At 66.0% G+C, this 11519-nt stretch carries 7 protein-coding genes; 3 read left to right on the forward strand and 4 right to left on the reverse strand.

Annotated elements, in window-relative coordinates; genetic code table 11:
* Positions 1–74: 74 nt before the first annotated feature.
* Both iaaH and I6F09_RS07900 read right to left on the reverse strand, forming a co-directional pair.
* Positions 75–1496 (reverse strand): indoleacetamide hydrolase, encoded by a 1422-nt coding sequence (iaaH, locus tag I6F09_RS07895; protein ID WP_225187822.1) that lies wholly within the window; start codon positions 1494–1496, stop codon positions 75–77.
* Positions 1497–1571: 75 nt separating this feature from the next.
* A complete protein-coding gene (locus I6F09_RS07900; protein ID WP_225187823.1) occupies positions 1572–5021 on the reverse strand; it encodes an indolepyruvate ferredoxin oxidoreductase family protein in 3450 nt (1149 codons plus the stop codon).
* Positions 5022–5173: 152 nt separating this feature from the next.
* On the opposite strand from I6F09_RS07900, the gene I6F09_RS07905 reads away from it, so the two are divergent.
* Both I6F09_RS07905 and I6F09_RS07910 read left to right on the forward strand, forming a co-directional pair.
* Positions 5174–5629, forward strand: a complete 456-nt coding sequence (locus I6F09_RS07905; protein ID WP_036021113.1) for an Lrp/AsnC family transcriptional regulator — start codon at positions 5174–5176, stop codon at positions 5627–5629.
* Between the two features lie 244 nt (positions 5630–5873).
* Complete coding sequence (locus tag I6F09_RS07910; RefSeq protein ID WP_225187824.1) at positions 5874–9980, forward strand: GAF domain-containing protein; 4107 nt, start codon at positions 5874–5876, stop codon at positions 9978–9980.
* Here I6F09_RS07910 and I6F09_RS07915 read toward each other — a convergent pair.
* Positions 9954–10295: a hypothetical protein gene (locus I6F09_RS07915; RefSeq protein ID WP_225187825.1), complete on the reverse strand. Its 342-nt coding sequence runs from the start codon at positions 10293–10295 to the stop codon at positions 9954–9956. The genes I6F09_RS07910 and I6F09_RS07915 overlap by 27 nt on opposite strands.
* 99 nt (positions 10296–10394) lie before the next feature.
* Between I6F09_RS07915 and I6F09_RS37525 the strand changes: the two genes are divergently transcribed.
* Positions 10395–10523, forward strand: coding sequence for a hypothetical protein (locus I6F09_RS37525; RefSeq protein ID WP_276573856.1), 129 nt, complete (start codon positions 10395–10397; stop codon positions 10521–10523).
* On the opposite strand, the gene galE is transcribed toward I6F09_RS37525, so the two are convergent.
* A complete protein-coding gene (galE, locus tag I6F09_RS07920) occupies positions 10520–11512 on the reverse strand; it encodes a UDP-glucose 4-epimerase GalE (protein ID WP_225187826.1) in 993 nt (330 codons plus the stop codon). The genes I6F09_RS37525 and galE overlap by 4 nt on opposite strands.
* Positions 11513–11519: the final 7 nt, after the last annotated feature.

An 11519-nucleotide genomic window follows, 5' to 3' on the forward strand; every position in this document is an offset into this window, starting at 1 on the left:
ATCGGACCTCCCCGCCTTGTCCAGCCGGTCGAACGAAAGAGGCGCCACCTTCCAGCATTTCCGGAGGGAGTCCGTCAGCGAGCCGGTGGCGGCAAGCGCCCGAACGCAGCCTCGAGCGCCATGCCGATCGCGAGCAGGCGGGGATCGCTGCCGGCGGGGCCATCGAGCTCAAGCCCGATCGGCAATCTGCTGCTGGCGCCGAGCGCGATCGGGATCTGGATGCCGGGAATCCCGGCATTGCTGCCTGGGTCCGTGTTCTGAATGAACAGGCCGAAATTCTCGAGGCTGCTGGACTCCGGATTGGAGGGAATGGCGACGCGCGGCGTGGTCGGGAAGGCGATCGCATCGAGCCGGTTGTCGGCAAAGCTCCTGGCGTACAGCGCCTGCAGCGCGGGGCGCGCAATCTCGATCGCGGCGTCGTAGATCGGCTTGGCGTCGACCAGGGTGCCGTCGGGACCAGGCAGCTTGCGCGGGATCACCAAGCCGTCATAGGTGCCCTTCACATCGGCGCTGGCGATCTGCTCCGCCAATGCCGCGATGGAGAGGCCGGTGCCGGTGTGCCTGAGATAGGCGACCAGATCGTCATAGGCCTCGTACAGCGCGACGGGAAAGCTGACCTGGGCGTCGAGCTCTGCCAGTTGCGGCATCTCGATCCCGACGACCGTGACGCCTTGCACCTTCATTTTCGCGACGGCTTCCTGGAACGCGGCCTCGGTGTCGGCATCGAGATTGGCCAGCATCGATCTCGCGAGGCCGACGCGGACCTGCGTCAGATCCGCCGGCGCAAGCGCATCGCCACCGGCGATGACGCGGTCGAGCAGCGCGACATCCGCCATGGTCGCAGCCATCGGGCCTGCGGTATCGCGGGTGTGCGAGATCGGTGCGATGCCGTCTTGCGGGTAGCGGCCGACCGTCGGGCGCAGCGAGGCGCATCCGTTCAGGGCGGCAGGCACCCGCACCGATCCGCCGGTGTCCGTGCCGAGCCCGCCGGCGACGATCCGTGCGCCAATCGCCGCGCCCGTGCCTGACGAGGAGCCGCCGGCGATCAAAGTGCGATCATAGGCGTTGCGCACGCCGTACTCGGCGCCGGTCTTGAACGCGGTGTTGTAGCCGGAGATGCCGAAGGCGAGCTCGTGCATGCTGGTCTTGCCGATGATGACCGCCCCGGCATCGCGCAGCTTTGTCACGACAGGCGCGTCGGCCTTCGGAATGTAATCCTTCAGCGCCGGTGTGCCGGCACTACAGGGCAGTCCCGCGACCTCGATATTGTCCTTGATCACGATGGGTACGCCGCCGAGCGGCTTTGTCTTGTCGCCTGCCGCGTCGAACGCGGCCGCGGCCTTCAAGGCGCCGGCTTCGTCCAGGGTGACAAAGACATTGAGTTCGGCGTTGGCCTTGGCGCGGGCCAGGGCTTCCCGGGTGAGTGCGGTGCTCGTGAATGTCCCGGCGGCGAGGCCGGCCGCGGCCTCGGTCAGTGTCAACTGGTCGAAATCCATGATGCATCACCCGATCGCAGGAGGCCATCAGAGCGTCCCTTAAGGAGCAGAGGCTGAAGCGTCCGCGGCGCCGCGTCAACCGGTGGCGTGCATCCTTGCCGGCGACGGCGTGTCCAGTTCGGCGAGCAGCCGCTCGACGTCGGCCTTCACCTTCACAATCGCGATGTCCTTCACCGGGCCATAGCCGCGGATATCCATCGGGCCTTTGGCGATCGCCACGAGATTTGGCAGATGCGCCGCATCGAGCTCGCCCAGCATCCGCTCGATCAGGCCTTCATACCAGGCGATCAGTTCACGCTCGGCGCGCCGTTCCGCAGTGTAGCCGAACGGATCGAACGGCGTTCCACGCAGTGCTTTCAAGCGCGCGAGCATGGCCAGAGGCACCTGAATCCACTGGCCGAAGGCGCGTTTGCGCGGACGTCCCCGTGCATCGCGCCGCGACTTCAGGAACGGCGGGGCGAGGTAGTATTGGATGCTGAAGCCGTCCTCGAATTCACGCTTCAGCTCGTCGAGAAAGCCGCTTCGCATGTGCAGCCGCGCCACCTCGTACTCGTCCTTGTAGGCCATCAGCTTGAACAGGCCGCGAGCGACCGCCTCGGTCAGCGCCTCACTGTTCAGCTTGGCCTCGGCATTGCGGACCTTTCCGACCATCGCCCGATAGCGCGCCGCGTAGGCGTCGTTCTGATAGGCCGTGAGGAACTCGGCGCGCCGGGCAATGATCTGGTCGAGCGTCTCGGCTTCAGGTGCCTTGTCCGAGGTCGGCAGAAAATCCGGATCGGCAGCGGCGATCCGGCCCCAGGCAAAGGCCTGCTTGTTGCGCTCGACCGCGACGCCGTTGAGCTCGATCGCGCGGAGCAGCGCCTGCAGCGAAACAGGGACGAGACCGCGCTGCCAGGCAAAGCCCAGCATGATGATATTGGCGTAGACGGCATCGCCGAGCAGGCGTTCGGCCAGCGCATTGGCATTGAACGTGTCGAGATTGTGCTCGCCGATGACCTGACCGATTGCGCGCAGGCGGCTTGGCGCAGCGAGATCGGCGTCGCGGAAGCGGACCACGTCGCCGGTCGGCATTTCCGCGGTGTTGACGGCGGCACGGGTGCCGCGGCGATATGTGCCTGAGGCTTTGGGCGAGGAGCTGACGACGAGGTCGCAGCCGATCAGCGCATCGGCCGCGCCCTGGTCGATGCGAACCTGGTGCAGCGCCTCGGGGCTCGCGGCCAGGCGAATGTAGCTCAGCACAGGCCCGAATTTCTGCGCAAAGCCGGTGAAGTCGAGCACCGAAACGCCGCGGCGTTCCAGATGCGCGGCCATGCCGATCAGCGCGCCGACGGTGATCACGCCGGTGCCGCCGACGCCGGTCACCAAGAGATCGTAGGGCCGCTCGAGCGTTGCGGGCGCGGGCAGGGGTAGCGTGGCGGCGCGGCCGGCGGCATCGATCCGGCTCGCGCTCTTCTTCCGCCGCGTCGCGCCTTCGACCGTGACAAAGCTCGGACAGAAGCCGTTGAGGCAGGAAAAATCCTTGTTGCAGGCCGACAGATTGATCTGCCGCTTGCGCCCGAACGGCGTCTCCTTCGGCTCGACGCTGAGGCAATTGGATTCGACCGAGCAGTCGCCGCAGCCTTCGCAGACGAGGTCGTTGATGTAAGCGAAGCGCTTGGGATCGGCCATCTGCCCGCGCTTGCGCCGGCGCCGCTTCTCGGTGGCGCAGGTCTGCTGGTAGATCAGCACCGAGACGCCGGGAACCTCGCGCAGCTCGCGCTGCACGGCATCCATCTCCTCACGCGGATGGATGGTCACGCCGGATGGCAGGTCGGCCGGCCTGAATTGCGCGGGATCGTCCGACACCAGGGCGATGCGCTCGACACCTTCGGCGCGGACGCTGTGGGCGATGGCATGGACGCTGACGGGCCCATCGACCGGCTGGCCGCCGGTCATGGCGACCGCGTCGTTGAACAGGACCTTGTAGGTGATGTTGGCCCTGGCCGCGATCGCCTGCCGGATCGCCATCGAGCCGGAATGGTAGTAGGTGCCTTCGCCGAGATTCTGGAACACGTGCTTGCGGCCGGTGAATCGCGATGAAGCAGCCCAGTTCACGCCCTCGCCGCCCATCTGGATCAGTGAGGAAGTCTCGCGGTCCATCCAGCTCGCCATGAAGTGACAGCCGATGCCGGCGAGCGCCTTCGATCCTTCCGGCACTTTGGTCGAGGTGTTGTGCGGACATCCCGAGCAGAAATAGGGCGTGCGCGTCGCGCCGCTGACATTGATCGTGCGCGCGGCTTCCGGCATCAGGGCGGCCGCGCGCGCGGCGAGATTGAGACCCGGAAACATCGGATCGAGCCGGCGCGCGAGCACGTTCGCGAGCGCGCGAGGCGACAATTCGCCGATCCAGGAGATCAGCCGTGCGCCGGTTTCGTCGTGCTTGCCGACCATGCGCTCGGGCTTGCTGCCGGGATAATCGTAAAAATACTCCTTGAACTGGCTCTCGATGATGCCGCGCTTCTCCTCGACCACCAGGATCTCGCGCTTGCCTCTCACGAACTCCATCGCGTCGTGCAGCGCCAGCGGCCAGACCATGCCGACCTTGTAGACGTCGATGCCGATGCGGCGACAGGCCGCTTCATCGAGGCCCATCAGCCGCAGCGCTTCCATCAGGTCGAGATGCGCCTTGCCGGTGGTGACGATGCCGTAGGTGGCGCTGGGGATATCGTAGATGTGCCGGTCGATCGGGTTGGCCTTGGCAAAGGCGTAGACCGCGTGCTTCTTCGCTTCCAGCCGTTCCTCGATCTGCGGGCCCGGCAAATCGGGCCAGCGATAGTGCAGGCCGCCCGGCGGCGGCGTGAAGTCTGGCGTGCGGAAGACGCGCGGCGGGCGTAGCGCGATGGATGCGCCTGATTCCACGATCTCGGAGATCGCCTTGAAGCCGACCCACATGCCGGAGAAGCGGCTCAGCGCGTAGCCATATTCGCCGAACGCCAGATATTCGCCGACGTCCGAGGGGTGCAACGTCGGCATGAACCAGCTCATGAAGGCGACGTCGGACTGGTGCGGCATCGAGGAGGAGACGCAGCCATGGTCGTCGCCGGCGACCACCAGCACGCCGCCATGCGGCGAGGAGCCATAGGCATTGCCGTGCTTGAGCGCATCGCCGGACCGATCGACGCCCGGGCCCTTGCCGTACCAGAGCCCGAACACGCCATCGACCTCGCGGTCGCCTTGCGTCTCGACCTGTTGCGAGCCGAGTACAGCTGTCGCCGCGAGGTCCTCGTTCACGGCGGGAAGGAATTCGATGTGATCCCGCTTGAGCCGCTGCTGGATGCGCCAGAGCTCGAGATCGATGCCACCGAGCGGCGAGCCGCGATAGCCGGAGATGAAGCCGGCGGTGTTGAGCCCGGCCGCACGGTCTCGTCGCGCCTGGTCGAGCGCGATGCGGACGATGGTCTGCGTGCCCGTGAGGAAGACGCGGCCCTCCTCGCGCTCATAGCGATCGGAGAGCTCGTACGTGTCGAGTGACGGAATGGCGTCCATGGCGGACCTCGCGCGGCATCCTGCCCAGTGCTGGAAGGTTATGCCCGGGCCGCTGGTAGGTCTTACCTATTTATCCCTTCTGTTATGGAAATCCGGTAGAATTTTGCATGCAGGCGCCCAATCTGGTAGATCTGCTCGAATTGGAGCCTCCCATGATCGAAGAGCAGGACACCCGCATTCTCGCCCATCTCCAGCGAGATGGCCGCGCCACCAACCAGCAACTCGCCGACGGGGTCGGCATGTCCACCTCGGCCTGCTGGCGGCGGGTGCGCGCGCTGGAGGAGAGCGGCGTCATCCAGGGCTATGCGGCGCTGGTCGCGCGCGAACGGGCAGGCTTTGCGATGTCCGCCATCCTCCACGTCTCGCTGGAGCGGCACGATGCAAAGTTCGTCGATGAATTCGTGGCGAGGGTCACCAAGCGCCGCGAGGTGCTGGAGTGTTTTGCGACCACCGGGGACGCCGATTATCATTTGCGCGTCGTCGTGCAGGACATGGCGGCCTACAACCGCTTCCTCGACGAGTTCATGTTCCGCATCCCCGGCATCCGCTACGTCCGCAGCAACGTGGTGCTGAAGGAGATCAAGACCAGCGTGGCGCTGCCGTTTTGAAGGAGGTGCTACGGCACCGCGATATCAACCTCCCGTAAACCAACACAGGCTGCAAAGTGGTAACTGAACATGCCATTCGTAGGCGGTTCGGCGTCGCAGCGGTATTCCGGTCAGTTTTGTCGCGCTCGTTCGCAGCTCGTTCACTTTGATCGACGGTTTGCGCCGCGCAATAACGACCACTTAGGCGATCGCCGCGCATAAAGGTCCCGGGATAAATAGGCAGAAATGCCTGGGAGCTGAGATCGTGCCGACGACACTCGCGCGCACCTTTGCGGCGTTGAGCGCCATCAATGAAGCGATCCTGTACGCAAGATCGCCGGAGGAGCTGTACCAGAAGGTCTGCGACGCCGGGTTTTCGAGCGGGGATTTTCTGGCCGTTGCCGTTTTCCTGGTCGAGCCGGACGGCCGAAGGCTGCGCTACGCGGCCGGTTGTGGCGATGACGTTGCGCGGCTCCGCTCGATCGTGATCACGACGGAAGCCGGCACGCCAGAAGGAGCCGGCGTCGGCGGCGAGGCGTTTCGCGATCAGAAGCTCTGCGTCAGCAACGACTATCTGAACGATCCGCGCTCGCTGGCGTGGCGCGAGGGCGCCGCCAAGGCGCATATCGGTGCGGCCGCGGCGCTGCCGCTGCTCTGCAATGGCAAGAGCGTCGGCGTATTGTATGTGACGCGGAGCGAGGCCAACTCGCTGAACGAGCAGATGGTGTCACTGTTCGAGCGCATGTCGGCGAACATTTCCTACGCGTTGGACAATTTCGCCCGTGAGACCGCGCGGCAGACCAGCGAGCGGGCGACACGGCGCCTCAACCGCATGTTCGGCGCCATCAGCGCCACCAACGAAGCTATCCTGCGCGCCAAGACCGAGCGGGAGCTATACCAGCTCGTGTGCGACGCTTCGGTCCACAGCGGCAAGTCGCTGGCGACCATCGTGCTGCTTCGCGAGCCGGACTCGCACTGGATGAAGCCTGTCGCCGCCACCGGGCAGAACCTCGATCTCGTCACCCAGGCACGCTATTCGGTCGATCCGGACAATCCTTACGGCAAGGGTATCTCGGGCGAGGTGTTCCGGACGCAGAAAGCCATTGTCGAGGACGATCTCGCCAGCCGCACCAGGGGCACGCCGTGGGAGCAGGCCAACGTCAACACCGGCGTCGCCGCCTGCGTGGTCGCGCCGTTGATCAGGCACGGCGAGAGCGTCGGCGTGCTGCTGTTCTTCATCAGCCGGTCCTGGGCCAAAGACGAGGAGATCGTCGCGCTGCTGCTGCGCATGGCCGAGAACGTCTCCTTCGCGATCGAGAATTTCGGCCGCGAGGCCGAGAAAGCCCGGATCTCCGCCGAAGAAGAGTGCCTGGCGCGCATGTATGCGGCGCTCAGCGCCACCAACGAGGCGATCCTGCGGGCACGGTCGCGGGCTGAGCTGTTCGACCTCGTCTGCGAGGCGACCGCAACGGGAGCAAAGTTCACCTCAGCCACCGTCGCGCTGGTCGACGATCGGACCGGGCTGCTGCGCGTTGTCGCCTGCTACGGCCCGAATGCGGATCAGGTTCGCAACTTCACGTTCTCCACCTCCGACCAGGTGCCCGAAGGGCGCGGCTTGACCGGCACCGCGTTTCGCACGCGCCAGCCCGCCGTCAGCAACGACGTGCTCGCCGACGACCGCATTGCGCCCTGGCAGGCCAGCGCCCGCCGCACCGGCATCGCATCCTCCGCGGCCTTGCCGCTGTTCAACGGCGACCGGGTCGAGGGCGTCTTTCTGTTCAACTCCCCGGAGCGCGGCACCTTCACGCCGGAGCTCGTCGAGCTGCTGCGCAAGCTTCAGGCCAACGTCGCCTTCGCGCTCGAAAGCTTCGACCGTGCCGATGAGAAGGCGCGGGCGGACAAGCAGCGCAATCGTCTGAGCGGAATGTTCGAGGCGCTGAGCGCGACCAACGAAGCCATCATGCGCGCCAAGACGCGCGAGGAGTTGTTCGACGCGGCCTGCCAGGCGGCCGTGCTCGGCGATCTGTTCGCCTCGGCGACGATCGGCATCATCGACGAAGCACGCGAGCTCGTCCGCGTCGTTGCCGTCAAGGGACGCTTGCAGGAGCGCATGAGCGGGCGTACCTGCATCATTTCCGCCGACCATCCCGAGGGCCAGGGCATCATCGGCACCTCGCTGCGGACGTGCCGGCCCAGTGTGATGAACGATTATCTGAACGAGCCGCGCTCCGCATATTGGCGCGCGCAGGCCATCGAGGATGGAACGCGGGCTGCGGCGAGCTTCCCGCTTCTGAGAGCGGGACGGGAACCGGTCGGCATTCTGCTCTTCCTCGCACCGGAAGAGAATACGTTCACGCCCGATCTGGTCGAGCTGCTCGGGCGGCTCGCGGAGAACGTCTCCTTCGCACTCGACAATTTCGAGCGCGCCGAGGAGAAGGCCCGCACCGAAGCGCAGAAGGAGCGCCTGACGCGCATGTTCGCGGCGCTGAGCGCGACCAACGAGGCGATCATGCGCGCGAAGTCGCGGGCCGAGCTGTTCGACCTCGTCTGCCTTGCGGCGTCGAACGGCGCCAAGTTCACCTCGACCACGATCGCGCTGGCAAGGGCCGGCAGTGATCGGCTGGAAATCGTAGCGAGCGCGGGCCCGTCCGCCGACACCACCCGTAATGTGCGGCTCTCCGTCGATCCGGAGCGGCCCGAAGGACGTGGGATGAGCGGCACGGCGTTCCGCACGCGCCAGCCCTGCATCAGCAACGACTATCTCAACGACGACCGCGTGAGCGCCTTCCACGCCATCGTGCGCGGCGACGGCGCGCGGTCGGGGGCCGCGTTTCCGCTGATCGCGCATGACCACGCGGTCGGCGTCATGATCTACATGTCCACCGAACCGGCGACCTTCACGCCCGAATTCGTCGACCTGCTGCAGCGCCTCGCCGACAACGTCTCCTTCGCGATGGAGAATTTCGATCGCGCCGACGAGAAGAACAAGGCCGACGAGCGCATCGAATACCTCGCCTCGCACGACAGCCTGACCGATCTGCCGAACCGCGAGACCTTCAACGCCCTGCTGCGCGAGGCGATCGATGCGGCGCAACGCCACGATCACCGCTTTGCGGTGCTGTTCATCGACCTCGACCGCTTCAAGGTCATCAACGATTCGCTGGGTCACGAGGCGGGCGACCTGCTCCTGCTCGAGGTGGCGAACCGTCTGCGCGGCGCCCTGCGGGCGAGCGACGTGGTCGCGCGGCTCGGCGGCGACGAGTTCGTGGTGATCCTCGACCAGTGCGGCGAGATCGAGGACGTCCAGCGCATCGCCACCGGGCTGCTCGCCGCGCTCGCCGAGCCCATGCAGCTGGCCGGCCACGAGTGCCATTCCACCGCCTCGATCGGCATCGCGATGTATCCAGCCAACGGCTCCGACGCGCAGACGCTGACCAAGAACGCCGACATGGCGATGTACCTCGCCAAGGAGGACGGCAAGAACGGCTATCGCTTCTTCTCCAACGAGGTGAAGACGCAGTCGATCGAGCGGCTGTCGCTGGAGAGCGCGCTGCGCCGCGCGCTGGAGCGCGAGCAGTTCTCGCTCAACTACCAGCCCAAGGTGGACATGGCGACGGGTCAGATCACGGGCGTCGAGGCGCTACTGCGCTGGACGCATCCTGATCTCGGCAACGTCTCGCCGGCACAGTTCATTCCGCTCGCGGAGGAAACCGGGCTGATCGTGCCAATCGGCCGCTGGGTGCTGAAAGAGGCCTGCGCGCAGGCCATGGCCTGGCAGCGCCGCGGCCTGCTGCCGCTGTCGATGGCGGTCAACCTGTCGCCGCGGCAGTTTGCCGACGAGCATCTGTTGCAGGACGTCGACGAGGCGCTGGCGGCCTCCGGCATGTCGCCGGTGCTGCTCCAGCTCGAGGTCACCGAGAGCATGATGATGCGCAATGTCGGTCGCGCGCTCAAGGTGCTCGACTCCATCCAGAGCCGCGGCATCCGTCTCGCCATCGACGATTTCGGCACCGGCTATTCGTCGATGTCGCTGATGAAGCACTTCCCGATCGACACCATCAAGATCGACCGCTCCTTCGTGCGCGACCTGCCGCAGGATTCGGAGGATCAGGCCATCGCGCAGGCGATCATCAGCATGGGCAAGGCCCTCGGCATGACCGTCGTCGCCGAAGGCGTCGAGAACGCCGAGCAGGAGGCATTCCTGCGCGCCCATGGCTGCGACGAGATGCAGGGCTTCCTGATCTCCAAGCCGCTGCCGGCGCGGCAGATGGGCGAGCTGCTGCGGCCCATGGCGCTGCCCGTCGCGCCGCCGCTCCAGCCGGAAGCGGCCGACGAAGACGCAGCCTCAGGGCTGAAACGCGCTGTCGTCTGACGGCTGCGGGTGCAGCTCGCGCACCTCGTGCTCTTCCCCCTCGGCCTTGCTCGGAAAGTCCTGGGGACCGGTCAGTGACGTCTGCTCGGTGAACAGCGCGAGAATGGCGCGTGCGCCCTCGGCGAAGCTCGTCCCTTCGCTCACGTTCAACGCGCAGCAGCTTGTTGCGCTCATCGGCTCCTGGTCGTCGACCACGGCCATCGCGGGCCCCCACCACCAGGCGGGCGCGGGCGAACGCTCGTCCTCCGGCACCACATGCCAGCAGACGAACTCCTCCATCACGCGCTCGAATTCCAGGCGGACAGCCTGATGCATGTGGTCGATGCTCCCAGAATCGCGTCCGACGACGGGTCGACACGCTGACTTGATCGTCACGTCGTTCGGAAAAATCGGCTCGTGCAAGCGAGCCGAACCATGCAGGCCGACGTCGTCGTCGGCAATGCGGAACGTGCGGCTGCCGGCAATGTGCCGACGCAGCCGCGACAAGTCATTCTAGCCGCTGCAGGGCACGGCAAGCAAGCGATTGGAGCCGCGATTGCCTAACGCGGCCTGAACGGATGCGCCTTCTGATGCCAGGCCCAGGCCGTGCGGACGATCGTCGGTAGGTCGGAGTGACGCGGAACGAAGTTCAGCACCTTTCTTGCAGCAGAGGGATCGGCGACCAGAAAGGTGGGATCGCCGGCGCGGCGCGGCTTGATCGTGTGCGGCACCTCGCGCCCGGTCTCCTGCTTGATCGCGTCGAGGATCTCGCGCACGGAAAAGCCGGAGCCGGTGCCGAGATTGAAGCTGCCGCCGGCATGGCCTTGCTCCAAGAGCCTCAAGGCCGCCACATGCGCCGCCGCAAGGTCCGTGACATGGATGTAGTCGCGGATCGCGGTGCCGTCGGGCGTGTCGTAATCGTCGCCGAACACCGCGAACTCGACATGGCCCTGAAGCGCCATCATCGCGCGGGGAATGAGGTGGGTTTCGTTGTCGCGCAGCTCGCCGATGCCACCGGCCGGATCGGCGCCGCTGGCGTTGAAATAGCGCAGGCAGAACGCGCCGAAGCCATAGGCCGTGCGGTAATCGGCGAGCATGCGCTCGATCATCAATTTCGACGCGCCGTAAGGATTGATCGGCGCGCAAGGAAAGTCTTCCGGCAGCGCCTTGGAATCGGCGTTACCGTAGACGGCGCCGGTCGAGGAGAACACGATGCGATGGCAGCCCGCGTTGCGCATCGCCTGCAGCAGCGACAGCGTGCCCTGAACGTTGTTGATGTAATATTTCTGCGGGTCGGTCATGGATTCCCCGACGAGGCTCGCCGCCGCGAAATGCATCACCGCCGCGATCTTGTGGTCGGCGAAGGCGCGCGCCAGCGCCGCGCCGTCGAGCAGATCGCCCGTCACCAGCGGGCCGGATACGAAGCTGCGATGACCTGTCGAGAGATTGTCATAAACGACGGGCTGATAGCCGGCGGCGGACAATGCACGGCAGGCATGCGAGCCAATATAGCCAGCGCCCCCGGTGACGAGGACGGTCGGTCGGTCGGTCATGTCGTAT

Origin of the sequence: Bradyrhizobium sp. IC3195 (assembly GCF_020193585.1) — a bacterium.
Taxonomy (GTDB): Bacteria; Pseudomonadota; Alphaproteobacteria; order Rhizobiales; family Xanthobacteraceae; genus Bradyrhizobium; species Bradyrhizobium yuanmingense.